The organism is Pseudomonas sp. ADAK21 (genome assembly GCF_012935735.1).
GTDB lineage: Bacteria > Pseudomonadota > Gammaproteobacteria > Pseudomonadales > Pseudomonadaceae > Aquipseudomonas > Aquipseudomonas proteolytica.
Genome location: NZ_CP052857.1, coordinates 905,374 through 931,426, shown reverse-complemented (window position 1 = coordinate 931,426; position 26,053 = coordinate 905,374). Strand labels below are relative to the sequence as shown.

Below are 26,053 nucleotides of genomic sequence, written 5' to 3'. Positions count from 1 at the left end.
AGCGGTGTGTCAGTCAATTATTCATCAACTGACCCTCCGCTTTCGCGAGCAAGCCCGCTCCCACATTGGGGTTCTGTGTGTCTGATCGTTCCCAGGGGTCAGAGTTGGGGGCTGTCTTGCGCGGGCTTGGTTTTGTCCACGCCCGGGACGTGCAGGTTGCCTTCCACCATCTGGTTGCCTTCCAGCTGCGGCTGGGTCACCCAGGTCAGGATGTCGTAGTAACGACGGATGTTGGCCACGAAATGTACTGGCTCGCCGCCACGGGCGTAGCCGTAGCGGGTCTTGCTGTACCACTGCTTCTGCGACAGGCGCGGCAGCATTTTCTTCACGTCCAGCCATTTGTTCGGGTTCAGGCCTTCTTTTTGCGCCAGTTTGCGTGCGTCATCGAGGTGGCCGCCGCCTACGTTGTAGGCCGCCAGCGCAAACCAGGTGCGATCAGGTTCAAGGATCTTGTCGTCCAGTTCGCTCTTGATCATCGCCAGGTACTTGGCCCCGCCCTTGATGCTTTGCCGGGCGTCGAGGCGGTTGGACACGCCCATCGCCTGGGCGGTGTTCTGGGTCAGCATCATCAGGCCGCGCACGCCGGTCTTGGAGGTGACCGCCGGTTGCCACAGCGATTCCTGATAGCCAATAGCTGCCAATAGCCGCCAGTCGACCTTTTCTTCCTTGGCCGACGTCTTGAAGAACTTTTCGTACTTGGGCAGGCGCTGCTGCAAATGCTGGGCAAAGGTGTAGGCGCCCACATAGCCCAGCACATCGACATGCCCGTAGTAACGATCCTTGAGGCGCTGCAAGGTGCCGTTCTTCTCGACCTTGTCGAGGTAGCTGTTGACCTCGTTGAGCAGGCTGTTGTCTTCACCTGCAGCCACCGCCCAGCTCTGGTTGCTGGCATCGCCCAGGTCAAAGGCCACCCGTACGTTGGGGAAGTACACCTGGTTCATCGCCACTTCATTGGAGTCGACCAGGGTCAGGTCGATCTGCCCTTCGTCGACCATGCGCAGCAGGTCGACCACTTCAACGGCGTCGGACTCTTCGTATTCAATCGCAGGATTCTGCTTTTTCAGCTCGGCCAGTTGCTCGGCGTGGGTGCTGCCCTTGAGCACCATGATCTTCTTGCCCACCAGGTCGGCCGCGTTGGTGGGGCGGGACTGGCCGTTGCGGTAGATGATCTGCGGGGTCACTTCCAGGTATGCATGGGAAAAGCGCACCTGTTGCTTGCGCTGTTCGCTGCTGACCAGACCGGCGGCGGCCAAGACCGGGCCGTTGGGCTTGCCCAACTGGCCGAACAGGTCGTCGAGATTGTCGGCCGTCTCGATTTCAAGCTTCACCCCCAGGTCGTCGGCAAAGCGCTTGACCAGTTCGTATTCGAAACCGGTTTCGCCGTTGCGGTCCTGGAAATAGGTGGCCGGGCTGTTTCGGGTAACCACCCGCAATACGCCATCCTCCTTGATTCGCTCGAGCGTGCTGGGCTTATCAACACAGGCGCTGAGCATCAGGAAGAGTCCGGTGGCGAGGAGCCATTTGGCACATCGCGGGCGCAAAGCAGTTGGGGAGAACATCTGCGCAGTATACGCAAACGGCCCACGGCGCCATATCTCGACAGCATGGGCGTTGTCTGCTAGCACCCGCAAAACTGTGCTGCAGCCCGCAGAAACGTGGCCTGGCGCATGATTGTGACGGTGAAAATAACTGCACCGGCAGCCCCGGAAAACCCCTCGATACCGTGCAATCGCGGTTAACTGACGTTCGGCAACGGCCAGCAGTGCCGTTTCGGGTGCCGTTGGCGCAGGTTTACGCTAGAATGCACGGCCTCAAAGCACACCCCCTTCCCGAGGCTGTCCCGAAGATGTTGATCCTGCGCGGCGCTCCTGCCCTTTCTGCCTTTCGCCACAGCAAACTCCTTGAGCAACTGAGCCAGAAGGTTCCAGCTGTCACTGGCTTGTATGCTGAATTTGCTCACTTCGCCGACGTTAACGGCGTTTTGACCGCCGACGAACAGCAAGTGCTGGCACGCCTTCTGAAGTACGGCCCCAGCGTTCCCGTTCAAGAGCCGACCGGCCGCTTGTTCCTGGTTCTGCCGCGGTTCGGCACCATCTCGCCCTGGTCGAGCAAGGCCAGCGATATCGCCCGCAACTGCGGCCTGGAAAAAATCCAGCGCCTGGAACGCGGGATCGCCTTCTACGTGGCTGGCCAGTTCAGCGATGCCGAAGCCGAGTTGATCGCCAGCAGCCTGCACGACCGCATGACCCAGATCATCGTCAGCCAGCTGGAACAGGCCGCCGGCCTGTTCAGCCACGCCGAGCCCAAGCCGCTTACTGCGATTGACGTGCTCGGCGGTGGCCGCGCCGCCCTCGAGAAGGCCAACACCGAGCTGGGCCTGGCCCTGGCTGAAGACGAAATTGACTACCTGGTCAACGCCTTCAACGGTTTGCAACGCAACCCCCACGACATCGAACTGATGATGTTCGCCCAGGCCAACTCCGAGCACTGCCGGCACAAGATCTTCAACGCCAGTTGGGACATCGACGGCCAGAGCCAGGAAAAAAGCCTGTTCGGCATGATCAAGAACACCTACGTGATGCACAGCGAAGGCGTTCTGTCGGCTTATAAAGACAACGCCTCGGTGATCGTCGGTAGCGTTGCCGGCCGTTTCTTCCCGGACCCTGAAACCCGCCAGTACGGCGCGGTGCAGGAGCCGGTGCATATCCTGATGAAGGTCGAGACCCACAACCACCCGACCGCAATTGCCCCGTTCCCGGGCGCAGCCACCGGCTCGGGCGGCGAGATCCGCGACGAAGGTGCAACCGGCCGTGGCGCCAAGCCCAAGGCCGGCCTGACCGGTTTCACCGTGTCCAACCTGCAGATCCCAGGCTTCGAACAGCCATGGGAAGTGCCGTACGGCAAGCCTGAGCGCATCGTTACTGCGCTGGACATCATGATCGAAGGCCCGCTGGGCGGCGCCGCGTTCAACAACGAATTCGGGCGCCCGGCGCTGACCGGTTACTTCCGTACCTTCGAGCAGTCCATCACCACCCCCCGTGGCGATGAAGTGCGCGGTTACCACAAGCCAATCATGTTGGCCGGCGGCATGGGCAACATCCGTGAAGACCACGTGCAGAAGGGCGAGATCCTGGTCGGCTCCAAGCTGATCGTGCTTGGCGGCCCGGCGATGCTGATCGGCCTGGGCGGCGGTGCCGCTTCCTCGATGGCCACCGGCACCAGCTCGGCAGACCTGGATTTTGCTTCCGTACAGCGCGAAAACCCCGAGATGGAGCGTCGCTGCCAGGAAGTCATCGACCGTTGCTGGCAGTTGGGTGACAAGAACCCCATCAGCTTTATCCACGACGTCGGCGCCGGTGGTTTGTCCAACGCCTTCCCTGAGCTGGTCAACGATGGCGACCGTGGTGGCCGTTTCGAACTGCGCAACATTCCAAATGACGAGCCGGGCATGGCCCCGCACGAAATCTGGAGCAACGAATCCCAGGAACGTTACGTACTGGCCGTTGGCCCGGCGGACTTCGAACGCTTCCAGGCCATCTGCGAGCGCGAGCGCTGCCCGTTTGCGGTGGTCGGCGAAGCCACTGCCGAGCCGCAACTGACTGTCACCGACAGCCACTTCGGCAACAGCCCGGTAGACATGCCCCTTGAAGTGCTGCTGGGCAAAGCCCCACGCATGCACCGCTCGGCGGTACGTGAAGCCGAGTTGGGCGATGATTTCGACCCAAGCACACTGGAACTGGCCGACAGCATCGAACGCGTGCTGCACCACCCGGCCGTGGCGAGCAAAAGCTTCCTGATCACCATCGGCGACCGCACCATCACCGGCCTGGTTGCCCGTGACCAAATGGTCGGCCCATGGCAGGTTCCAGTGGCTGACGTTGCCGTCACTGCCACCAGCTTCGACGTGTATACCGGTGAAGCCATGGCCATGGGCGAGCGCACGCCGCTGGCCCTGCTGGACGCCCCGGCGTCGGGCCGCATGGCCATTGGTGAAACCCTCACCAACATCGCGGCTTCCCGTATTGGCAAGCTGTCCGACATCAAACTGTCGGCCAACTGGATGTCGGCCGCCGGTCATCCGGGCGAAGATGCGCGCCTGTACGACACTGTAAAAGCGGTCGGCATGGAGCTGTGCCCCGAGTTGGGCATCACCATCCCGGTGGGCAAGGACTCCATGTCCATGGCCACCCGCTGGAACGAAGATGGCAGCGACAAGAGCGTCACTTCGCCGCTGTCGTTGATCGTTACCGGCTTCGCCCCGGTCACCGATATCCGCCAGACCCTGACCCCGCAACTGCGCATGGACAAGGGCACCACCGATCTGATCCTGATCGACCTGGGCCGTGGCCAGAACCGCATGGGCGCCTCGATCCTGGCGCAGACCCACGGCAAACTCGGCAAACACGCGCCGGACGTGGATGATGCGGAAGACCTCAAAGCCTTCTTCGCCGTGATCCAGGGCCTGAATGCCGACGGCCACCTGCTGGCTTACCACGACCGTTCCGACGGTGGTTTGCTGACCAGCGTTGTAGAGATGGCGTTCGCCGGTCACTGCGGCCTGAACATCGTGCTCGACAGCGTTGCCGAGGATGCTGCCGAGATCAACGGCATCCTGTTCAACGAAGAGTTGGGCGCGGTGATCCAGGTGCGCCAGGACGCCACCCCGGATGTACTCGCACAATTCAGCGCCGCTGGCCTGGATGATTGCGTGGCGGTGATTGGCCAGCCGATCAACAACGGCGAAATCAATATCTCGTTCAACGGCGATACCGTGTTTGCCGGCCAGCGCCGCTTGCTGCAACGCCAGTGGGCCGAGACCAGCTACCAGATCCAGCGCCTGCGCGACAACGTCGACTGCGCCGAGCAAGAGTTCGAGGTGATCCTGGAAGAAGACAACCCGGGCCTGAGCGCCAAGCTCAGCTTCGACGTCAACCAGGACATCGCCGCGCCTTACATCAAGAAAGGCATCCGTCCTCAAGTTGCCGTACTGCGTGAGCAGGGCGTCAACGGCCAGGTGGAGATGGCGGCGGCGTTCGACCGTGCGGGCTTCAACGCGATCGATGTGCACATGAGCGACATTCTCGCCGGCCGTGTTGACCTCGACGAGTTCAAAGGCCTGGTGGCCTGCGGTGGTTTCTCCTACGGCGACGTGCTGGGTGCCGGTGAAGGCTGGGCCAAATCAGCCCTGTTCAACAGCCGTGCCCGCGATGCGTTCCAGGGGTTCTTCGAGCGTAACGACAGCTTCACCCTGGGTGTGTGCAACGGTTGCCAGATGATGTCCAACCTCAGCGAACTGATCCCGGGCAGCGAGTTCTGGCCGCACTTTGTGCGCAACCGTTCCGAGCAGTTCGAAGCCCGTGTGGCCATGGTGCAGGTGCAGGAATCCAACTCGATCTTCCTGCAAGGCATGGCCGGTTCGCGCATGCCAATCGCCATCGCCCACGGTGAAGGCCATGCCGAGTTCGAGAGCGAAGAAGCCCTGTTGGAAGCCGATCTGTCCGGCACCGTGGCCCTGCGCTTTGTCGACAACCACGGCAAGGTCACCGAAAGCTACCCGGCCAACCCGAACGGCTCGCCGCGCGGGATCACCGGCCTTACCAGCCGCGACGGTCGCGTGACCATCATGATGCCGCACCCGGAGCGTGTATTCCGCGCCGTGCAGAACTCCTGGCGCCCTGAAGAGTGGAACGAAGACGGCGCGTGGATGCGCATGTTCCGTAACGCTCGCGTGTGGGTGAACTAAGGCTGTGTACAAGCTCAGCTTCTTTGTGCCCGACAGCCATGTGGAGACGGTGAAAACTGCCGTCTTCGCAGCCGGCGGCGGGCGCATCGGCAACTACGACAGCTGCGCCTGGCAAGTGCTGGGCCAGGGCCAATTCCGCGCGTTGGATGGCAGCCAGCCGTTTATCGGGCAGGTCGGCCAGGTTGAAGTGGTTGAGGAGTGGAAGGTTGAGCTGGTGGTGGCTGATGAGCTGATCGTGGCGGTTGTGGCTGCGTTGAAGCTCAGCCACCCCTACGAGACACCGGCGTATGAGGTGTGGCAGTTGGCGGATTTCTGATTCGTAGGCTGCATAAACAAGAAACCCGCTGGGCCAGTTTGGTCAGCGGGTTTTTTGTTGCCTGTGATAGCCCTCGATACCTACACAATAAGCAGATAGGGCCGTTGTGGCGAGCGGGCTTGCCCCGCGTTGGGCTGCGAAGCAGCCCCAAAATCAGCCGCTACGGAGTATCTGATATACCGCATTCGGCTTACTGGGGCTGCTTCGCAGCCCAGCGCGGGCAAGCCCGCTCGCCACGGGGAAGTTTGTTAGTTATTGGACGTTGTGTGGATAGCTATGCTGCGATAGCCCGTCCAAACAACCTGCCCTCTCTACCGGGAAGGCGGATTTTTGCCCGGCTTATGGCGCGGGCGTGAGTTTTACCTCGGCACGAATGGCGTCGATCAAGGTGGTCTGGTAGACAAAGCGCTGCTCGGTCATGCCCCAGCGATCGATGAAGAACATGCCCTGATCGTCCACCTGGATCGGGGTCGAGACGATTTCCCCTGTTCTGGATTTATGCAGCAGGTTGGTTTCTGCCGTGGACGGGCGTTCGACCAGAAAGTGCCCGGACACTTTCAGTCGCGTGCGGTCCAGCGGTACGAAGGCGGTCGGTTCGCGGATGTCGGCGATGCCGACCTGCAAGGTGAAGTCGCTGCGCAGGGCGGCCCAGCGGGTTTCCAGGTTCGTCTCCCAGCGGCCGGGCTGGATAGGGAGTGAGCGGCTGGGCGCTGCGTCGCGGATGTGCAGGCTGGCGGCGCCTTGCAGCTCGGCCAGGCCAGGCACTTGCAGGTGGGTGTTGGTGTGGGCGCTGCCGATGAACGCCACCCATTTGTGCGCGCCGTGTGCCGCCTGGTCGGCGTCGATCACCCGGGAGGCGAAGTAGCTGAACATCTGGTTGCGCGCTTCAGGGTTGGCGCCCTTGACGTAATAACTGGCGGTGCAATCGAGCGCTCGCACGCGCAGCCCGTGTTTGTTGGCTTGCTGGATCACTTCAAAATAGCTGTTGGCGCCGCTGTAGAGCGGCATATGCCCGGCATCCTGGCGTTTGAGGTAGTCCTTGAGCGCGGGCGACAGGCGTTTTGACTGGTGCAAGGCATCCAACTCCGCCTGGTGCAAGTCGGTGAGTAAATGTTCGACGTACAGCGTGTCGAACTTCAGCGCCTTGAGTTGCTTCATGTGTTTGATCAGGAACGCTTTGCTCGCCTGCGCGCTGTGCGCCTCGCCGATGACCAGCCCCGCCAGTTGGCTTTCACTCACCGCACGCAAAAACGGCTCCGGCAGCGTTTGGCCGTTGAGCCGCGACAGTTCCGGGCGGGCCGGCAGGGTGTGCTGGCTGAAATACTGCTGGGCATCCAGGGTCAGACGGTCTCGTGTGCTTTTGAAGGCCGAAAACGCCTTGCGATGCGCGGGCGCCGGCAGGTAACGGGTGTCCAGCCCGCGATACTGGTTGGACTGGGCCAGGATGCTTTCGCGCAGGTCGGCAGCTAGATCGTAGTCGCTGAAATGCGTGACCGTTGCCTCCGCCATCGACGGGCCTGGCGATATTACGGGGCGTTCAGGCGCGCGCACGGCCAGGGTGTAATCGGCTGTGGTGTCGCCCGCATCAATGCGCAAACCCACGGCCTGATCAGCGCCGACATCCTCCACGCGTACGGCAATTGCTTTGTGCAGGTGGGCCAGGCCCGGCGCCTGATCGGTTGTGGTCATGCGTGCCGGGTCCATCAGGGCGATCCAGCGTTCATCGGGCACGGCTTCGCTGTCGGCCAGCAGGACTTTGTGCGAGTAGAAGTTGCGCAAGGCAGTGCCGCGCGTGGTGGTGGGCGGGGTGTCGCCGAGGTGGAGGGCGTCATCCAGGTCGTAGCAGGTCGAGGCGTCCAGCGCTTTGATCTTGATGCCTTTGGCTGAAGCCTTGCGCACCAGCGCCAGGTAGGAAAATTCGGCGTCGTCGGCAAACCCGAGGGCCTTGTCCACATGCATCAGATGCCGCTCGATGTGCTTCCAGGATTTGCCGCTGTTGAGCTTGTCCAGTTTCGGGCGGAATACATCACTGGGCAGGTATTCGATGTACAGACGCTTGAAGCCTTTGTCGAACAGCTCGAGGTTGTCGATCAGCACCTGTTGGCCGACGCCGCTATCGGGGATGGCGCCGATGATCAGGTTCGGTGCGTGGGTAAACGCAGCGTTGTCGGTGAGTGCGGCCAGCGAGTTCTCCAACGCGACGGCCGGCACCTCGGCACGGGGCGCCACGGGCGGCTGCTGGCGGAAGAAGTCCTCGGCATCGCGGGTCAGTTGGTTGACCTGTTGCTGGTACACCTCACGCAGCGGTCGCAGGTGCCGGGCCGCTGCGGCCAAGGTGATGTGGGGGTTTTCGTACACCCAGTCGCCCTGTTGGTGCAGTTGCGCCTTGAGGTCGGGGTTGAGCACATGCTCCAGCTTGTCCGCGTACTTGGCCGGCACCTCATAACGCTTCAGTGCGTCGGGTGTCTGTGGCAGTTTTTCATACTTCGGCGCGCCGCCGATCACGCCAGTGCGTCGCCAAATGCCCAGGTCATCCGGGGCAGCGAGGCGGGTGGTGGACACCAACTTGCCGGTGATCGGGTCGAGGCGATAGAGCAGATAGCGCCCGATCGGGTCCGGTGTTTTGTGCGCCCAGAGAAATTCGCCCTGGAACAACACCGATTGCATCCCCGCAGGCTTGAGCGGCGGCGGTTCCAGTGGGCTGATCAGTCTTAGCGCAGGGCTCTGCACAATACGCCTGGGGGCCTGGCGCACGGCAAACTGTTGCAGGGTGCCGAGGGCCGGGCGCAGATCGGTGAACAAGCCGCCGGCGCTGTTGAGCAGGTAACCGATCAAGTGTTCCAGGGCCTGGGCGTTGTCGCCTTGATGGTAGGCGTGCAGAGCGAGCATGCCGTCCTTGAACGCCAGCGCCAGGCCGACGCTCAGGCTCAGCACCGGGAAGGGTGCGGTGGCGATGGCGGCGACCCATTCCACGCACGTCCAGGCGATGCCGCTGATCATCTGGGTGCGGTTGACGGTGGTGGCTTTCACGTCATCCATCGTGCGTTGCAGCTTGAGGTCATACACCTCGCGTCGCAGGTCCTGGATCTGGGTCTGTGCGCGGATCGGGTCATGGCGCGGCGGGCTGACACTGGTTTTATCCAGCCCCTGCGGCAACTGCCGCCGGGCGTCCTCAAGGAAAGTGCGCACCCGCCCCTGGGACTGCACCGCGACGCGCTGCACCAGGTAACCGAGCATGCCGGGGAGTTTTTTCAACAGGTAGTTGAACTGCCGGGCTTCACGCACGCTGATGCCGTCCGGGGCGTTGGGGGTGTAGAGCAGCGTCGGGGCGTCGGCATGGGTGAAGAGGTAGCAGCCGATCACCCATTCGCCGTCGATGCTCAAGCGGTGGATCGCGTGATCGCGGCGGATCGCCGGCGAGGTCTGGTCCATGCTGGCAATGCTGCGCTCCAGCCAAGCGCCGTCGAGCGCGGCGATATGCCCTTGCAGGCGGCATTCAAGGGCGGCAGTGCGCAGTTGCCCTTGGGTCAGGGCCAGGGTGGCGTTGCGCCGCAGCGCGTAGTCCGGGCTGTCGACGTTGAGCAGGCGGGTCTTGATCTCATTGATATACCGCTCGCCGATCCAGACCCCGGTGACCGAGCGCGCGACTTTCTCGGCAGTCAACGCGCTCAGGTCCACGCCGTCGGGGCCTTTGAAGCGGGCCGAGCGGGAGAATTTCTCGTCGAGAAAACCGATGCCGTCGGCGTAGCCGTCGCGGTACAGCTGGGTGTAGCTGATTGGCGCAGCCTTGGCGAGTGTGGGTGCGTAGGCCCAGACGCTGTCGGGGTCGACGTCGGAGCGCGGGCGCCCAAGCAGCGTGCCCAGGCGCTGGCGCGCCTGCTCATGCAGGTACGCGCTGAAGCTCGGCACCTGCGCCTCGGACAAGGGGTAATCGTTGTAGGCACGCAGACCGCCTTCGGTGTCGTCCGCCAGTTTCATCAGGGTGCGCCGCGTGGTCAGCGGCGCCGCGCGGAACCAGGCGGGGGTGCTGAACTCATCGTCATCCAGGCGCGTGGCCAACACATGGGTGGCCATCGCCTTGAGGCAATCGGCATGGCTGACGGTGGGGCCGAAGCTGATTTCGCGGTGCTCCTGGGCGTGAAACTTGTAGCTCAGGCCGCTGAGCACCTGTTTCATCTTGGCGCGAAAGCGCAGGGCGACGCGGGTGACCAGGTAATCGGTGAGGGTGCCGGGCGGTGACTTGACGCCATTGTCCAGGGTCCAGCCGAGGATGTGATTCTGGCAGGCAACTTCACTGTCGAACGCCTGGAATTGCTGCGCGCGCGGTGCTTGCGGCGTACACAGCAACACGCGGTCGACGGCGCCGCTGGCGTTGCGCCGGCGCAGCACCCACAGGTCTTGCAACTGAGCCTCGTGCAACGCCAGGGTTGAGGCGCTCAGCGACGGGTCGCTGCCTTGGCGCACGCGCTGGATCAGCTCGACATCGTCAGCGCTGAGATGCCCCTGCAGCAGCGCGGTGCAGGCCAGGGTAATGATTCTGTGATCAAGCATGGCCTCGATGGCCTGGCACAGTTCGGTCTTCGCGTGGAGTTGCTTTTGCAAGGTACTGAAGTCGATACGCGGTTGTAGCGTACCCAGTTGCTCCGCGAGCCAGCCTGGTGTCAGCTCGGCGTAGGCGGCGGGCAGTGGCGCGCCGTCGTAGCTGAGGCTGGTTTTTTTCAGGAAGTCGGAGCCGGTGTTGTCATCGTCGGGATGTGGGCCGCGCAAGGCCAGCTCGACCAGGTCGCGCTCGTGGTTGTATTCGCCGATCGGGTTGAGCAAGCGCCGCGTGGTTACCAGCAGGCGTTGCGGTTCGAGGTCATGGATATCCAGCTCATCGCTCAGGCGCTCCAGCCATTGGTGACGCGCCAGCGCGTAAGGCGTGGCGAGGGCGCCGAACAGTTGCTCCAGGTGTTGCCGGGCCTGGTTGTAATGGTGCAGATGTTCGGCGAGTTGAGCGCGTTGGGGGCCGGTGGCGCTGCGGTACCAGTCCGGCGCGCTGTACCGCAGCCAGCGGTCGAGCAGCAGTTGGGCACGCCATTGCAGGCGCGCGCTGACGTCGGGAACGGCAGCTGCGATGGCCTGCTCCAGCGCGTTGATCAGGGCTTGCGCGTCACTGTGCGGGTTGTCCACCAGGCTGAGGGCGCGGGTGATGTCATCGCTGCGCTTGGCGATCAGTTGGTTGTCGAGGTGTTCGAACAGCGGCCGCTCACTGATCGGGTTCAACCCCAGCGGCCAGATGGCGTGTGGCGTCAACGCGTGGTAGTCGGTGGGCAGCAGGCCCATGAAGTGCGTGCGCTCGGCGGCGGCGTCCAGGCGCTGGAACAGCGCGGTGTCGAGGTCGATGAGGGTGGCAAAAAACTCGATCCCGCGTGAGGGGGTAAACAGCGCCACACGGCCGACCGGTGTGCTCGATTGAAGCTCGCTCACCTGCGGGCTTGAATGTTCGGTCAGCACAAAAGCTGCGGCCAGTTCGACGGTTTGCCCTTGGTATTCAAAGGTCAGTGCATACAGGCCTGGGCGTTGTGTGACGCCAAGCGGTATGCGGTCCAGGATCGCCAACTCCTGCGGGTGCAGCAGGCGGTCGGCGCCCGCGAGTGCGGCTTCGTGAGTCAGGGCTGTGTAGCCGGCCTCAAAGGTCATGAAGGATTTACGTGCCTTGCCGTCGATCTGCTCGCGGCGGTCCATGTCCCGCAGTTGTGTGTTCAGCGTGGTTCTGAGGGTGGCCAGCAGGGTCTGGCCTTCAGCGCTTTGCAGATCACGTTCGGCCAACTCCTGGTACAGCGCACGGCTCTTGTCGAGGAACTGTTGCCGGTACTGTTTGAGAAGGGTGTTCAAGCGTTCCAGATAAGCCAGGTCTGCCGACTGGGTTTGCGCAGGCAGCAACGGCCCATCGACATCGAGCAGGTGGTGGCCGATCAGGTTGAGTGAGCCTTTGATCTCGTCAAAGCTCAAGGGGGGATTGGAAGTGCTCACAGGCACGGGCTCCATGCTGAGGGTTAGAGCCGTCAGCATGGGCAGGGCCGCCCCGGGCGGGGCGGTAGATAGGTAGGTCAGGCGCCCGCGCGCACCGGGTTGCGTTGTGCCAGGGCCTTGAGGGCGTCGCTCAAGCCCTGGGCCTGGTCGCCGACCAGCAAATGCCACACGCCGTCTTCAAGCCGGCTGACACCCTGGCAGCCGAGGCTGTTGAGTTGCGCCTGCGACAGGCCTTTTTCATCGGCCAGTTGCAGGCGGATACGGGTCATGGCGATGCAGTCCAGTTGCACCACATTGTCCTGCCCGCCCAATGCATCCAGCCATTGCTGTGCCTGGGCCGTGGCGACTGTAGCGGCGCTGGCCGCTGGCGCTGGCATGGCGGCGCCGGCCACCGGCACGTGATTGGATGAGGGCATCGCCAGGCGGATTTCATCGGCAATGCTATCGGCCAGCGGCCCGACGACGACCTGCAGGCTGCCGCCGTTGCCGGGACGGACCACGGCCATGGCGCCAAGGGCTTTCAACTCGGCATCCAGCGCCTTGTTGCGGTCCACCATGTCTAGGCGCAAGCGCGTGGTGCAGGCGCCGACGCTCAACAGGTTCGCGGCACCGCCCAATGCGCGCAGGTACGCATGGGCCCGCTGGTTATCCGTCATGACCTCGGCCTGGGCCACCTGGATGTCTTCGCGCCCTGGCGTTTTCAGGTTGAAGCGGCGGATGCAGTAGCTGAACACGCTGTAGTAGATCAGCGCATACGCCAGGCCCACGGGCACCACCAGCCAGCCATTGGTGGATTTGCCCCAGCCCAGGACCATGTCGATGAAACCGCCGGAAAAGGTGAAGCCCAGGTGAATGTGCAGCAGGTTGGTGACGGCCATCGACAGGCCTGTCAGCAGCGCATGCAGCAGATACAGGAACGGCGCGAGGAACATGAACGCGAACTCGATCGGCTCGGTCACCCCGGTGAGGAACGAGGTCAGGGCCATCGACAGGAATATCCCACCCATGATCTTGCGCCGCTCCGGCAGGGCATTGCGGTACATCGCCAGGCACGCCGCCGGCAGGCCGAACAGCATCACCGGGAACATGCCGGTCATGAACTGGCCGCCGTTGGGGTCGCCGGCAAAGTAGCGGGTCAGGTCGCCCGTCACCACCGCGCCGGTGGCCGGGTCGGTGAAGCTGCCGAACACGAACCAGGCCATATTGTTGAGGATATGGTGCAGGCCGGTGACGATCAGCAGGCGGTTGAATACGCCAAACACAAACGCCCCCAGGCTGCCGCTTTCCATCAGCAAGACGCCGAAGCCGTTGATGGCGTGCTGCACCGGCGGCCAGATCAGGCCGAACACCACGCCCAGGCCCACTGCCGAGAACCCGGTGACAATCGGCACGAAGCGTCGCCCGCCGAAAAAGGCCAGGTACTCCGGCAGCTTGATGTCCTTGAAGCGGTTGTACAGGGCGCCGGCCATCAAGCCGCTGACGATCCCGGCCAACATGCCCATGTTGATGGTCGAGTCCAGCACCTTGAGGGTCGAGATCATCACCAGGTAACCGATGGCGCCCGCCAGCCCGGCCGTGCCGTTGTTGTCCCGGGCAAAGCCGACGGCGATACCGATGGCGAAAATCAGGGCCAGGTTGGCAAAGATCGCTTGCCCGGCGTCGTGCATCACCGCGATGTTCAGCAGGTCGGTATCACCCAGGCGCAGCAGCAGGCCGGCAATCGGCAGGATGGCGATGGGTAGCATCAATGCGCGGCCCAGGCGTTGCAGGCCTTCGATGAACAATTGGTACATGGCGAGTCTCCTTTTTCTTGTTGTTGTCAGCTCAACGGCCAGTGCTGGTGACAGGCTTGGCGTACGGCCCCGGCGCTGCTCAGGTTGAGCAGGCCCTGGCTCAGTTGCCGGCATTGCGCGGCGTCGAGGTGGCGCACACGGTCTTTGATTTCAGCAATCTGCGGCGGGCTCACGGACAGCTCGCGCACCCCCAGGCCCACCAGCACCGGTGTGGCCAGCGGGTCGGAGGCCAGGGCGCCACACACGCCGACCCAACGGCCATGTTTCGCGGCGCCGGCGCAGGTCTGGGCGATCAGGCGCAACAGCGCCGGGTGCAATGCATCGACCCGGGCAGCCAGGCCGGCATGGTCGCGGTCCATGGCCAGGGTGTACTGGGACAGGTCATTGGTGCCGATCGACAAAAAGTCCGCATGCTCGGCCAGTTGCTCGGCCATCAGCGCGGCGGCCGGCACTTCGATCATCACCCCCAGGTCCGGGCGCTGGGTCAACCCCAGTTCGGCGCACAGGTCGTCGAGGCGCTGGCGAATGTGCAGCAACTCGTCCACTTCACTGACCATCGGCAACAGGATCCGACAGCGCTGCAACGGGCTGACCTGCAGCAGGGCGCGCAGTTGCTGGTCGAGCAGTTCCGGGCGTACCTGGGCCATGCGAATGCCGCGCAGGCCCAGCACCGGATTGGCTTCGGCGGGCAGTGGCAGATAGTCGAGCTGTTTGTCGCCGCCCACATCGATGGTGCGAATGATCACTGGTTTGTCGCCCATTGCGTCCAGCACCGCCTGGTAGGCCTGGCGCTGCTCTTGTTCATCGGGCGCGGTGCGGCGCTCGACAAACAGAAATTCGGTGCGCAACAGGCCAACGCCATCGGCGCCGTTTTCGTAGGCTATCTGTGCCTCGCTGCTGGAGGCCACATTGGCCGCCACCTCAACGCTTACGCCATCAAGGGTGCTGGCCGCTGTCTGGGCCTGGGCCTGTTGCTGCTGGCGCTGCAGTTTTTGCGCATCGCGGATCTGGTGCACCTCGGCGTGGCGTGCATCATCGGGCATCAGTTCCAGGCGGCCGTTGGCGGCGTCCAGCACCACACGCTGGCCTTGGGGCACATCGAGCACTTCACTGCCCAGGGCGACCACACAGGGCAGGCCTTTGCCCCGGGCCAGGATCGCCACATGGGAGGTGGCGCCCCCTTCGGCCATGCACAGGCCCGCAGCGTTCTGCTGGCTCAACTGCAGCAGGTCCGAGGGGGTCAATTCATGGGCGGCGACAATGGCGCCGGCCGGCAACTCGAACTGCCAGGCTTCACCCAGCAGCGCCCGCAGGACCCGCTGCTGCAAGTCCCGCAGGTCGTTGGCGCGCTCGGCGAACAACGGCTTGCCCAAGCCCAGCAGTACGGCGCATTGGGCCTGGATCGCATCGCGCCAGGCATGGGTGGCGGCGCTGCCCTGGTCAATGGCCTGGCTGGCGCTGTGCAGCAGGGCAGGGTCTTCCAGCAGGGCCAGGTGGGCGGCGAAGATCTCCTCTTCGTCCACGTCCTTGCGCCGGCGGGCGTGCTCCAGGGTGCGGCGGATTTCCCCGCCCACCTGCTCCAGGGCGGCGTCCAGTTGCTGCAACTGCTCATCGGCGACGTGGGTTCGCGGGTCTGCTGGCAACTCGATGCTGCTCATGCGCCACAATGGCCCGCAGACCAGGCCTGGCGCGGCGCAGACACCTTGCAACACACCGGCTTCGGCGGGGGCGCGATGTGCAGGGGCGGCGGCCGGGGCCGGGGCGGTGTGGGGAACCTCCAGCGACAGCGCCGCGAGCAGCGCTTGCAAGGCGGCTTCGCTGTCTGCGCCCTGGCAACTGACGCGCACTTCGTCCTGCTCGCCAATCCCCAGGCCCAGCAGGCCGATCAGGCTGTCGCATGGCGCAGACTTGCCGGCGAAATGCAGGTGCGACTGGCTGCTGAAACCTTGCGCGGTCTTGCGGACCAGCGCAGCGGGGCGTGCATGCAGGCCCCCCTTGTGGGTGATGCGAATGCTGGCGCTGGCGGCGTTGCCGGTGTGCGCGCCAGGCGCTGTGCGGGTGGCCGAGGTGTGGCGCGGGCAGACCTGCATCAGCGGTTGGCCCACGGTCGCCATTTGCATGCTGAACGGTCGCAGCTCGAACTGATCGCTGTTGGTGAGGATGATCAGGCTGATCAGGCTTTTGCACTGGCGCGCGATGCGGTCCAGGTCCAGGCGCACCAGGGCCTGGCCGCTGCTCACCCGGGCGCCTTCCTTGACCAGCAGGGCAAAGCCCTCGCCCTTGAGCTCGACGGTGTCGATGCCCACGTGCAACAGGATCTCTGCACCGTTGTCGGCGCGCAGGGTCAGCGCATGCCCGGTGCGGGCAAGGTGAATCACCACGCCATCGCATGGCGCATACAGGCAATCGTTGAGCGGGTCGATGGCCAGGCCATCGCCCATGGCGCCGCTGGCGAACACTTCGTCTGGCACGTTGCCCAGGGTCCGCACCGGCCCGGTCAGGGGCGCGTTGAGGGTCAGGTCATTGTTATTGTTGGTCATGGGCACGGTACTCATCAGGAAAACGCTGCACATCACTTCAGTGGGTGCGGGTGACTTTGCTCAGGTGGCGCGGCTGGTCGGGGTCCATGCCCCGGGCCTGGGCCAGGCCGGCGGCCATTACGTAAAAGCTCTGGATCGCCAGGATCGGGTCCAGGGCCGGGTGTTCGGCGCGGCTGAGGGTCAGGTCACGCTCGGCGATATCGTCGGGTGCGGCCAGCAGCACGCGGGCGCCGCGTTGGCGCATTTCCGTGGCCAGGGTCAGCAAGCCCGGCTGTTCGGCGCCGCGTGGGGCGAACACCAGCAACGGGTAGTTGGCGTCGATCAAGGCCATCGGCCCGTGGCGCACTTCGGCGCTGCTGAAGGCTTCGGCCTGGATCGCCGAGGTTTCCTTGAGTTTGAGCGCGGCTTCCTGGGCGATGGCAAACCCGGCGCCACGGCCGATGACCATCAGGCGCTGGCAATCGCGCAGGGCGTCGATGGCCAGGCTCCAGTCCTGGGTCGCCGCTTCGCGCAGGCCGGCAGGCAAGGCGTGGCAGGCTTCGAGCAGGCCGTCTTCCTGGTTCCAGTGGCCGACCAACTGGGCGCAGGCGCTCAAGGTGGCGATAAAGCTCTTGGTCGCGGCCACACTGCGTTCGGGGCCGGCGCACAGGGGCACATGGAATTCGCACGCGGCCTCCAGGGGCGAGTCTTCGGCGTTGACCATCGATACGCTCAACGCCCCGCGCTTGCGCAGCAGGCGCAGGCTGTTGACCAAGTCCGGGCTTTGCCCCGACTGGGAAAACCCGAAGGCGGCCTGACCGCTGACTTTCAGCGGCGCCTGCGCCAGTGTCACCACCGACATCGGCAGCGACGCCACCGGCACGCCCACGTGTTGCATGGTCAGGTAGGCGAAGTAGCTGGCGGCGTGGTCCGAACTGCCACGGGCGACGGTCATCGCCACTTGCGGCGGCTGGCGGCGCAGGCGGCCCGCGACTTCGGCCAGCAGCGGGTCGAGGCATTGCAATTGGGCCGCGACGGCCTCACAGGAGGCCAGGGCCTCTTCAAGCATTTTTGAAGTCAATGGTTTCTCCTTCGACCATTACGTCGGTGAGGTGCAGGGAGCGGTCCAGGCGCACGCAGTCGGCAAAACTGCCGGGTTGCAGGCGGCCGCGTTGTTCCAGGCCCAGATAGTCCGCAGGAAATTGCGACAGGCGCTGTGAGGCTTCGTTGATCGGCAGGCCGATCTTCACTAGATTGCGCAGCGCCTGATCCATGGTCAGGGTGCTGCCGGCCAGGGTGCCGTCGGCCAGGCGCACGCCGCCCAGGCATTTGGTCACGGTATGGCTGCCCAGCTTGTATTCACCGTCGGGCATGCCGGCGGCGGCCGTGGAGTCGGTGACGCAGTACAGACAGGGGATCGAGCGCAGGGCCACGCGCATGGCGCCGGGGTGCACGTGCAGCAGGTCCGGGATCAACTCTGCGTATTTGGCATGGGCCAGGGCGGCGCCGACGATGCCCGGCTCGCGGTGATGCAGCGGGCTCATGGCGTTGTACAAGTGGGTGAAGCTGGTCGCGCCGGCGGCCAGGGCGGCGACGCCTTCTTCATAGCTGCCCAGGGTATGGCCGATCTGCATGCGCACCCCGCGTTGGCTGAGCGCGCGGATCAGGCCGTCATGGCCGGCGATTTCCGGGGCAATGGTGATCACCCGGATCGGCGCCAGGCGCAGGTATTCCTCAACCTCGGCCATCAGCGCTGTGTGGGCGAAGTTCGGTTGGGCGCCGAGTTTGCCCGGGTTGATGTAGGGGCCTTCCAGATGCACCCCCAGCACTCGGGCGCTGCCGGCCGGGCGCTGTTCGCAGAATTGGCCGAGTTCGCCGAGCACCCGGGAGATTTCCTCGACCGGCGCAGTCATGGTGGTGGCCAACAACGAGGTGGTGCCGAAACGCACATGGGTGCGAGTGATGGTCTCGAAGGCGCTGCGGCCTTCCATGATGTCCTTGCCGCCGCCGCCGTGCACATGCAGGTCGATAAAACCCGGCAGCAAGTAGGGCAGGTCGTTGTCGGCCGGATCGCAAGGCACGCCTTCGACGGCGCTGACCTTGCCTTCGTGGTGCACCAGGCGGCCGCGAATCCAGCCGTGGGGCGTGAGGATATTGTCTTCGGACATGGCAGTTCTCTAAGGCCGCAACTCGGCGGCAAAGTCATAGCGACGCAGCTCTGCGACAAAGTCGTAGTAGTCGTTGCGGCAGTAGGTGTCGGTGATCTCGATGGGCGTGTTGTCGGCGGTGTAGCCGACCCGGGTCATCAGCAGCATGGCGGTGCCGGGGGCGATGCCCACCAGGGCCGCGAACTCGTCCGAGGCGTTGATTGCCTGGATGTGTTGCAGGGCCCGCACCACCGGTTTGCCGATGCCTTCCAGGTATTCGTAGAGCGAGCTGCCGATGGCCTGGGGGTTGGGAATGATCGAAGCGGGCAGGGCGCTCATCTCGATGGCCATCACGGTGTCGTCCGCTTTGCGCAGGCGCTTGAGCCGCGCCACTTTGTCGGTGGGCGACAGGCCCAGGCGGATCAGTTCTTCATGGGTCGGCGGGGTGATCTCGCGCACCAGCCATTGCGAACTGGGGGCAAACCCCTTGAGCCGCAGCATTTCGCTGAACCCCGAAAGGCGCGACAGCGGTTGTTCCAGGCGCGGCGTAATAAAAGTCCCGGAGCCTTGGCTGCGGCGGATCAGGCCTTGGGCGAACAACACTTCCAGGGCTTTGCGGGCGGTGACCCGGGAAATGCTCAACTGCTCGCTGAGCACGCGCTCCGAGGGCAAGGCCTGCTCGGATTTCCACTGGCCGGCATGGATCGCGGCTTCCAGATTGCGGGCCAGTTGCAGGTACAGCGGCGTGGATTGTCGGTCGTCAGGACGCAGGGTCTGGATGGGATTCATCTGTAGGGTTTCCGATGCGTTATTGGAGTGTTGTCGCCCGGTAATGGCCGGAAATTAATACCACTTAAATACCATGTCAATGCCGCCAAAAGCGTGCACACGGCTGTTTGCAGGCACCTTAAAGGTGCCTGGTATCAAGTGGTATTAGAGAGGTCTTTATCGCGCGCAGAAAGACGCAGCCCCTGGCAGTGAAATGGTATTCACCGGCAGGGGCTGTGGGGGAGGCAGGTTTTTTTTGAATTATTTTACGAACGGTGCCGGTTACGGGCGGATCTCGATCATCGTGCCGTCCTTGACCAGGTTCCACACTTCGCGCATGTCGACATTGCGCATGCCGATGCAGCCGTCGGTCCAGTCCAGGGTGTGGAACCACTGTTCGGGGTATTCCTCACTGTCTGGCGTGCCGTGGATCATGATCATGCTGCCGGGCTTGACCCCTTCGCGGCGCGCGCGGGCGGCATCGCTGATATTGGGGTAGGAGATGTGCATGGACAGGTTGAAGCGGTCGCTGGTCTTGCGCCAGTCGATCCAGTAGAAGCCTTCCGGGGTGCGGCGGTCGCCTTCGATCAGCTTGTGGCCCTTGGGGTTCTTGCCCAGGGAAATACGGTAGGTCTTGAGCGGCTTGCCGTCGTTGATCAGTTGCAACTGATGGGCGGACTTGAGCACCAGGATCTTCTCGACGGGTTTGCCGCCCAGGGTTTGCAGGGTGGTGGCGCACGACAGGCTGGCGAACGACAGGCAGAGCAGGGCAAGCAACCAACGCATTGAAACGATATCCGTATAAAGGCTTATTGCGCCGGTTGAGTCGCAGGCGGCACCGATTCGCTGCGCACGGGGAACACCTGTTGCCGACGGTCAGCGAAAAAGCATTCTAAGGTACGCCTGACCGTGCGGAAAGCCAGCTCGGACCAAGGGATATCGGCTTCGTCGAACAGCCTGACTTCCAGGCTCTCGGGGCCGGCGGCAAAGTCCAGGTCGATCAGTTCGGCGCGGTAGAAAATATGCACCTGGCTGATGTGCGGTACATCGATCAGCGTGTAGATGCTCAGGTTGCGCACCCTGGCGCAGGCTTCCTCAAGGGTTTCGCGCATGGCGCCCTGTTCGACGGTCTCGCCGTTTTCCATAAAGCCTGCAGGCAGGGTCCAGAAGCCCAGGCGCGGCTCGATGGCCCGTCGGCACAGCAGCACCTGGTTGCCCCAGACGGGCAGGGTACCGGCGACGATATTGGGATTCTGGTAGTGAATGGTCTGACAGTGGTCACACACATAACGCAGGCGTGCATCGCCTTCGGGAATGCGCTGGATGACCGGTTTACCGCACTGGCTGCAGAAGTTCATGCTTGGGTTCCTGGGGACTGCGCCTATCTTGGCGTGCAGGGCAGTGGCCTGCAAGTTGTCGTTTAGCGACACCGCCGGGGTTTTGGGGTTGGGCGCCCGTACGCTTTGGTGCATGATGCAAGGTAGCCAACAGATCGAGATGACTCATGCTGGACGAGCTACTTCGCCGGGTAAGCAATCACACGCCACGCACGCTGGAAACTGACGGACGTTTCCCCGAGGCCGCCGTGCTGGTGCCGATTACCCGTAGTGACGAACCCGAGCTGATCCTGACCCTGCGTGCCAGCGGGCTGTCGACCCACGGCGGCGAAGTGGCCTTTCCGGGAGGGCGGCGCGACCCGGAAGACCCGGACCTGGTGTTCACTGCCCTGCGCGAGGCCGAAGAAGAAATCGGCCTGCCGCCGGGCCTGGTGGAAGTGATCGGCCCCTTGAGCCCGCTGATCTCCCTGCACGGCATCCGCGTGACCCCGTATGTGGGGGTGATTCCCGATTATGTCGAGTACCTGGCCAACGACGCCGAGATTGCGGCGGTATTCAGCGTGCCCCTGGAGTTTTTCCGCCAGGACCCGCGCGAGCACACCCATCGCATCGATTACCAGGGCCGCAGTTGGTACGTGCCCAGCTATCGGTTCGGTGAATACAAGATCTGGGGCCTGACGGCGATCATGATCGTGGAGTTGATCAACCTGCTCTATGACGATGCCGACATCAGCCTGCATCGACCGCCGAAAAGCTTTATCAATACCTAAGCCATCGTTTGAATGTAAGCCGTGAGGGAAGACCATGAAATACCGCCTGGGCGATGCCCGCGTCGAGACCCATCCACACAGCTGGGTGGCGCCCAATGCCACGCTGGTGGGCAAGGTCAAGCTGGAAGAAGGGGCCAACGTCTGGTTCAACGCGGTGTTGCGTGGCGACAACGAACTGATCCTGATCGGCAAGAACAGCAACGTGCAGGACGGCAGCGTGATGCACACCGACATGGGCTACCCGCTGACCCTGGGCACTGGTGTGACGGTTGGGCATAACGCCATGCTGCATGGCTGCACCGTCGGCGACTACAGCCTGATCGGCATCAATGCGGTGATCCTCAACGGTGCCAAGATCGGCCGGCACTGCATCATCGGCGCCAACTCGTTGATCGGCGAAGGCAAGGAAATCCCCGACGGCTCGCTGGTGATGGGCTCGCCTGGCAAGGTCGTGCGGGAATTGACCGAGCAGCAGAAAAGAATGCTGGAGGCCAGTGCTGCGCACTACGTGCATAACTCGCAGCGCTATGCCCGTGATCTGGTCGAGCAGCCAGAATGAACCCGGTAGAACGTCCCGTTGCCTCGCCCTGCGTGAGTATCTGTGCGCTGGATGATGACGATATCTGCACCGGTTGCCAGCGCAATGTCGACGAAATCACCCGTTGGAGTCGCATGGACGATGCCGAGCGCCGGGTAGTGCTGGGGTTGTGCCATGAACGGGCGAAGGCCAGTGGAATATTGTGGATGATCCCCGGAAAATCCGACGCCTGATATTTTTGAATGGCGAGCGAACCTGCTGTGGCGAGCGGGCTTGTTGTGGCGAGCGGGCTTGCCCCGCGCTGGGCTGCGCAGCAGCCCCAATAAAACCTCCGCGGACGTTCAGGTAAACCGCAGCGCCTGTCTTTAGGGCTGCTACGCAGCCCAGCGCGGGGCAAGCCCGCTCGCCACCTTAGGTCCAGTGGTCACAACAAGTCCGTTGGCCACAAAAATAGCTGATGAGCTGTCGCCGGCTGACGCGGTGTGTCTGGAGTACCTAGGGCGCTTGGAGAGGGCCTCTGTGGCGAGCGGGCTTGCCCCGCGCTGGGCTGCGCAGCAGCCCCAATAAAACCTCCGCGGACGCTCAGGTAAACCGCAGCGCCTGTCTTTAGGGCTGCTACGCAGCCCAGCGCGGGGCAAGCCCGCTCGCCACATTAGGTCCAGTCGTCACAACAAGTCCGTTGGCCACAAAAATAGCTGATGAGCTGTCGCCGGCTGGCGCGGTGTGTCTGGAGTACCTAGGGCGCTTGGAGAGGGCCTCTGTGGCGAGCGGGCTTGTCGGAACGCCGCATCGCCCGCGCTGGGCTGCGTAGCAGCCCCAATAAAACCTCCGCGGACGTTCAGGTAAACCGCAGCGCCTGTCTTTAGGGCTGCTACGCAGCCCAGCGCGGGGCAAGCCCGCTCGCCACAATAGGTTCAGTGGCCACAACAGGCCCGCTCGCCACAGGGTTTCTTGTGCAGTACCCTGTGGCCCTTGCCCACAGGTCCATCGCCCCATGCTCTTCCTGATCGCCTATATCAGCAGCGTTGTGCTGATCAACTTCGCCTTTTCCACTGCCCCGCATCTGGATGTCATCTGGTCCGCCTGGGGTGGCCTGGTGTTTATCCTGCGTGACATGGTGCAAACCCGCTTCGGCCACGGGGCGATCATCGCCATGCTCGCGGCGCTGGTGTTGTCCTATATCACCTCCGATCCGTCTATCGCCTTGGCCAGTGCCACGGCGTTCGCGGTGTCCGAGTGCATCGACTGGCTGGTTTTCAGCATCACCAAGCGCCCGTTGCATGACCGGCTGTGGATCAGTTCGGCGCTGAGTATTCCTCTCGATACCTTTATCTTTTTTGGCCTGATCGGCGCGTTGACACCCGCTGTGGTCGGCACCGCCCTGGCCTCGAAATTTGCCGGGGTCACCGTGGTGTGGCTGGCCATGGCCTGGCGTTTGCGTCGCCAGCGTGTCGCCAACTGAGGCCAACGCCTGCGGTTCATGTAAAATGCCGGCCTTTCTCCCCCTGATCCGCTCCCCTGAGGACCTGAGATGACCCGAATCGGAACTCCATTGTCGCCAACCGCGACCCGCGTATTGATGTGTGGCTGCGGTGAGCTGGGCAAGGAAGTGGTAATCGAGCTGCAACGCCTGGGCGTTGAAGTGATTGCCGTGGATCGCTACGCCAACGCGCCGGCCATGCAGGTGGCGCATCGCAGCCATGTGATCAACATGCTCGATGGCGCGGCCCTGCGTGCGGTGATCGAAGCGGAAAAACCGCATTTCATCGTCCCGGAAATCGAAGCCATCGCCACCGGCACCCTGGTGGAGCTGGAGGCCGAAGGCTTTACCGTGATCCCCACCGCCCGCGCGGCGCTGTTGACCATGAACCGCGAGGGCATCCGCCGCCTGGCCGCTGAAGAGCTGGACCTGCCGACCTCGCCGTACCACTTTGCCGACACCGTCGAAGACTACCGCAAGGCCGTCGAAGACCTGGGTTTCCCATGTGTGGTCAAGCCGGTGATGAGTTCGTCGGGCAAGGGCCAGAGCCTGTTGCGCAGTGCCGATGATGTGCAGAAAGCCTGGGACTACGCCCAGGAAGGCGGCCGCGCCGGTAAGGGCCGGGTGATCATCGAAGGGTTTATCGATTTCGACTACGAAATCACCCTGCTGACCGTGCGTCACGTGGGCGGCACCACCTTCTGCGCGCCAGTGGGTCACCGCCAGGAGAAGGGCGACTACCAGGAGTCCTGGCAGCCCCAGGCCATGAGCCCGGCGGCACTGGCTGAATCCGAGCGCGTCGCCAAAGCCGTGACCGAGGCCCTGGGTGGCCGTGGCCTGTTTGGTGTCGAGTTGTTCATCAAGGGTGATCAGGTGTGGTTCAGCGAAGTTTCGCCGCGCCCCCACGACACGGGCCTGGTGACCTTGATCTCCCAGGACCTGTCGCAGTTTGCCCTGCATGCGCGGGCGATTTTGGGCTTGCCGATTCCGTTGATCCGTCAGTTCGGGCCATCGGCATCGTCGGTGATCCTGGTGGAAGGGCAGTCGACCCAAACCGCTTTCGCCAACCTCGGCGCAGCCCTCAGCGAGCCAGATACCGCGCTGCGTCTGTTCGGCAAGCCAGAAGTGAATGGCCAGCGCCGCATGGGCGTGGCGTTGGCGCGGGATGAGTCGATCGAGGCTGCCCGGGCCAAGGCGACCCGTGCCTCGCAGGCAGTGGTTGTAGAGCTCTAAAAGCATCGCGGGCAAGCCCGCTCCCACATGTGGAATACATTCCCAGTGTGGGAGCGGGCTTGCCCGCGATAGCGGTCTATCAGGCGACCTTGTTCAAATCATTATCCCGCGTCTCTTTCAGGCACAGCACCGCAATCAAACTCAGCAACGCTGCCGCCGACACATACCCGCCGACATAACTCAGCCCACCCATTGCCACCAGTTTGGTCGCAAAGAACGGTGCGGCCGAAGCCCCGACGATCCCGCCCAGGTTATACGCCGCCGAAGCCCCGGTATAACGCACGCGTGTCGGAAACAATTCCGGCAACAATGCCCCCATCGGTGCAAATGTCACGCCCATCAGGAACAGTTCCAGGCACAGGAACAACGCCACCGCCCAGGTCGAGCCATGGGTCAGCAACGGTTCCATGGTGAAGCCCGAGAGAATTGCCAGCACCGCACCGACGATCAGCACCGGCTTGCGCCCGTAACGGTCACTGGCCAGGGCCGCCAGCGGCGTGGCGGCGCCCATGAACAGCACGGCAAAGCACAGCAGGGCGAGGAAGGTTTCGCGGCTGTAGCCCAGGGTGCTTACACCGTAGCTCAGGGAAAATGCCGTGGTGATATAGAACAGCGCATAACACACCACCATCGCCGCGGCGCCCAGCAGCACCTGCAGCCAATGCTGGCTGAACAGCTCCACCAACGGCACTTTCACCGGTTTTTCCTTGGCCACGGCGTTGGCGAATACCGGGGTTTCGTGCAGTTTCAGGCGTGCATACAGGCCCACCATCACCAGCGCGGCGCTGAGCAGGAACGGAATGCGCCAGCCCCAACTGCGGAATTGCTCATCATCCAGGTTCATCGCCAGGATCAGAAACAGCCCATTGGCCGCCAGGAAACCAATGGAAGGCCCCAACTGCGGGAACATGCCGAACCAGGCGCGCTTGCCCTTGGGTGCGTTCTCGGTGGCCAGCAGGGCGGCGCCGCCCCATTCCCCGCCCAGGCCCAGGCCCTGGCCGAAACGCAGCACACACAACAGGATCGGTGCCCAGGCGCCGATGGTGTCGTAGCCCGGCAGCAAGCCGATCAAGGTGGTGCACACGCCCATCAGCAGCAACGAGGCCACCAGCGTCGATTTGCGCCCGATGCGGTCACCGAAATGGCCGAACAGCGCCGAGCCCAATGGCCGGGCGATAAACGCGATACCGAAGGTCAGGAACGCCGCCAGCATTTGCGCGGTGCCGGAACTCTGCGGGAAGAACACTGGGCCGATCACCAGCGCAGCGGCCGTGGCGTAGATATAGAAGTCGTAGAACTCGATGGCCGTGCCGATGATGCTCGCGGTCGCGACGCGGCTGGTCGAGTTGGTCGGGGCGGCGGGAGCGGCCTCGTTATAGGTGGTGCTCATTGAG

17 protein-coding genes are annotated in these 26,053 nt (G+C 63.5%); 7 read left to right on the top strand and 10 right to left on the bottom strand.

All coding sequences use genetic code 11. The features are described from left to right. Positions 1 to 98: 98 nt before the first annotated feature. Positions 99 to 1,559: a membrane-bound lytic murein transglycosylase MltF gene (gene mltF / locus HKK57_RS04300; protein ID WP_029298487.1), complete on the bottom strand. Its 1,461-nt coding sequence runs from the start codon at positions 1,557 to 1,559 to the stop codon at positions 99 to 101. 287 nt (positions 1,560 to 1,846) lie between these two features. Between mltF and purL the strand changes: the two genes are divergently transcribed. Further along, positions 1,847 to 5,743, top strand: coding sequence for a phosphoribosylformylglycinamidine synthase (purL, locus tag HKK57_RS04295; protein ID WP_070994753.1), 3,897 nt, complete (start codon positions 1,847 to 1,849; stop codon positions 5,741 to 5,743). 4 nt (positions 5,744 to 5,747) lie between these two features. Further along, positions 5,748 to 6,059, top strand: coding sequence for an NIF3 1 (locus HKK57_RS04290; RefSeq protein ID WP_015885716.1), 312 nt, complete (start codon positions 5,748 to 5,750; stop codon positions 6,057 to 6,059). A 339-nt stretch (positions 6,060 to 6,398) separates the two neighbouring features. Here HKK57_RS04290 and HKK57_RS04285 read toward each other — a convergent pair whose 3' ends face one another. The 8 genes from HKK57_RS04285 to HKK57_RS04250 form a co-directional block, all read right to left on the bottom strand. After that, the gene (locus HKK57_RS04285) at positions 6,399 to 12,074 is read right to left on the bottom strand and encodes a membrane-targeted effector domain-containing toxin (RefSeq protein WP_169389818.1); all 5,676 of its coding nucleotides are present in this window, start codon (positions 12,072 to 12,074) and stop codon (positions 6,399 to 6,401) included. A gap of 77 nt (positions 12,075 to 12,151) precedes the next feature. Continuing rightward, positions 12,152 to 13,867: an N-acetylglucosamine-specific PTS transporter subunit IIBC gene (gene nagE / locus HKK57_RS04280; protein ID WP_169389817.1), complete on the bottom strand. Its 1,716-nt coding sequence runs from the start codon at positions 13,865 to 13,867 to the stop codon at positions 12,152 to 12,154. Positions 13,868 to 13,893: 26 nt separating this feature from the next. Beyond that, the gene (gene ptsP / locus HKK57_RS04275; RefSeq protein ID WP_169389816.1) at positions 13,894 to 16,407 is read right to left on the bottom strand and encodes a phosphoenolpyruvate--protein phosphotransferase; all 2,514 of its coding nucleotides are present in this window, start codon (positions 16,405 to 16,407) and stop codon (positions 13,894 to 13,896) included. A 37-nt stretch (positions 16,408 to 16,444) separates the two neighbouring features. Continuing rightward, a complete protein-coding gene (locus HKK57_RS04270; RefSeq protein WP_169389815.1) occupies positions 16,445 to 17,467 on the bottom strand; it encodes an SIS domain-containing protein in 1,023 nt (340 codons plus the stop codon). Beyond that, entirely contained in the window at positions 17,448 to 18,554 is a 1,107-nt protein-coding gene (gene nagA / locus HKK57_RS04265) for an N-acetylglucosamine-6-phosphate deacetylase (protein WP_104911691.1), read from the bottom strand. The genes HKK57_RS04270 and nagA overlap by 20 nt, the downstream gene beginning before the upstream one ends. A 9-nt stretch (positions 18,555 to 18,563) precedes the next feature. Next, positions 18,564 to 19,322 carry a GntR family transcriptional regulator gene (locus HKK57_RS04260; protein ID WP_029296156.1) on the bottom strand — a complete coding sequence of 253 codons (759 nt, stop codon included), beginning with the start codon at positions 19,320 to 19,322 and terminating at the stop codon, positions 18,564 to 18,566. Between the two features lie 261 nt (positions 19,323 to 19,583). Next, positions 19,584 to 20,087, bottom strand: a complete 504-nt coding sequence (locus tag HKK57_RS04255; protein ID WP_029296160.1) for a L,D-transpeptidase family protein — start codon at positions 20,085 to 20,087, stop codon at positions 19,584 to 19,586. Positions 20,088 to 20,110: 23 nt separating this feature from the next. Next, positions 20,111 to 20,659, bottom strand: coding sequence for an NUDIX hydrolase (locus HKK57_RS04250; protein ID WP_070994758.1), 549 nt, complete (start codon positions 20,657 to 20,659; stop codon positions 20,111 to 20,113). Positions 20,660 to 20,805: 146 nt separating this feature from the next. Here HKK57_RS04250 and HKK57_RS04245 point away from each other — a divergent pair, with 146 nt between their 5' ends. From HKK57_RS04245 to purT, 5 genes are all read left to right on the top strand, one after another. After that, complete coding sequence (locus HKK57_RS04245) at positions 20,806 to 21,408, top strand: CoA pyrophosphatase (protein ID WP_029296164.1); 603 nt, start codon at positions 20,806 to 20,808, stop codon at positions 21,406 to 21,408. Between the two features lie 34 nt (positions 21,409 to 21,442). Next, positions 21,443 to 21,967: a gamma carbonic anhydrase family protein gene (locus HKK57_RS04240; RefSeq protein WP_070994759.1), complete on the top strand. Its 525-nt coding sequence runs from the start codon at positions 21,443 to 21,445 to the stop codon at positions 21,965 to 21,967. Continuing rightward, positions 21,964 to 22,179 carry a DUF1289 domain-containing protein gene (locus HKK57_RS04235; RefSeq protein WP_169389814.1) on the top strand — a complete coding sequence of 72 codons (216 nt, stop codon included), beginning with the start codon at positions 21,964 to 21,966 and terminating at the stop codon, positions 22,177 to 22,179. The genes HKK57_RS04240 and HKK57_RS04235 overlap by 4 nt, the downstream gene beginning before the upstream one ends. Before the next feature lie 761 nt (positions 22,180 to 22,940). After that, positions 22,941 to 23,408 carry a VUT family protein gene (locus tag HKK57_RS04230; protein ID WP_029296170.1) on the top strand — a complete coding sequence of 156 codons (468 nt, stop codon included), beginning with the start codon at positions 22,941 to 22,943 and terminating at the stop codon, positions 23,406 to 23,408. A 69-nt stretch (positions 23,409 to 23,477) separates the two neighbouring features. Then, a complete protein-coding gene (gene purT, locus HKK57_RS04225; RefSeq protein ID WP_029296172.1) occupies positions 23,478 to 24,659 on the top strand; it encodes a formate-dependent phosphoribosylglycinamide formyltransferase in 1,182 nt (393 codons plus the stop codon). A gap of 79 nt (positions 24,660 to 24,738) precedes the next feature. Here the strand turns inward: purT and HKK57_RS04220 are convergent, their stop codons facing one another. Then, positions 24,739 to 26,049, bottom strand: coding sequence for an MFS transporter (locus HKK57_RS04220; RefSeq protein WP_029296174.1), 1,311 nt, complete (start codon positions 26,047 to 26,049; stop codon positions 24,739 to 24,741). Between the last annotated feature and the right edge of the window lie 4 nt (positions 26,050 to 26,053).

What these genes read in the sequence shown, in the direction of transcription:
- mltF (WP_029298487.1), bottom strand. Translation starts at nt 1,559, where the DNA reads ATGTTCTCCCCAACTGCTTTGCGCCCGCGATGTGCCAAATGGCTCCTC.
- purL (WP_070994753.1), top strand. Translation starts at nt 1,847, where the DNA reads ATGTTGATCCTGCGCGGCGCTCCTGCCCTTTCTGCCTTTCGCCACAGC.
- nagE (WP_169389817.1), bottom strand. Translation starts at nt 13,867, where the DNA reads ATGTACCAATTGTTCATCGAAGGCCTGCAACGCCTGGGCCGCGCATTG.
- ptsP (WP_169389816.1), bottom strand. Translation starts at nt 16,407, where the DNA reads ATGACCAACAATAACAATGACCTGACCCTCAACGCGCCCCTGACCGGG.
- nagA (WP_104911691.1), bottom strand. Translation starts at nt 18,554, where the DNA reads ATGTCCGAAGACAATATCCTCACGCCCCACGGCTGGATTCGCGGCCGC.
- HKK57_RS04260 (WP_029296156.1), bottom strand. Translation starts at nt 19,322, where the DNA reads ATGAATCCCATCCAGACCCTGCGTCCTGACGACCGACAATCCACGCCG.
- HKK57_RS04255 (WP_029296160.1), bottom strand. Translation starts at nt 20,087, where the DNA reads ATGCGTTGGTTGCTTGCCCTGCTCTGCCTGTCGTTCGCCAGCCTGTCG.
- HKK57_RS04250 (WP_070994758.1), bottom strand. Translation starts at nt 20,659, where the DNA reads ATGAACTTCTGCAGCCAGTGCGGTAAACCGGTCATCCAGCGCATTCCC.
- HKK57_RS04245 (WP_029296164.1), top strand. Translation starts at nt 20,806, where the DNA reads ATGCTGGACGAGCTACTTCGCCGGGTAAGCAATCACACGCCACGCACG.
- HKK57_RS04240 (WP_070994759.1), top strand. Translation starts at nt 21,443, where the DNA reads ATGAAATACCGCCTGGGCGATGCCCGCGTCGAGACCCATCCACACAGC.
- HKK57_RS04235 (WP_169389814.1), top strand. Translation starts at nt 21,964, where the DNA reads ATGAACCCGGTAGAACGTCCCGTTGCCTCGCCCTGCGTGAGTATCTGT.
- HKK57_RS04230 (WP_029296170.1), top strand. Translation starts at nt 22,941, where the DNA reads ATGCTCTTCCTGATCGCCTATATCAGCAGCGTTGTGCTGATCAACTTC.
- purT (WP_029296172.1), top strand. Translation starts at nt 23,478, where the DNA reads ATGACCCGAATCGGAACTCCATTGTCGCCAACCGCGACCCGCGTATTG.
- HKK57_RS04220 (WP_029296174.1), bottom strand. Translation starts at nt 26,049, where the DNA reads ATGAGCACCACCTATAACGAGGCCGCTCCCGCCGCCCCGACCAACTCG.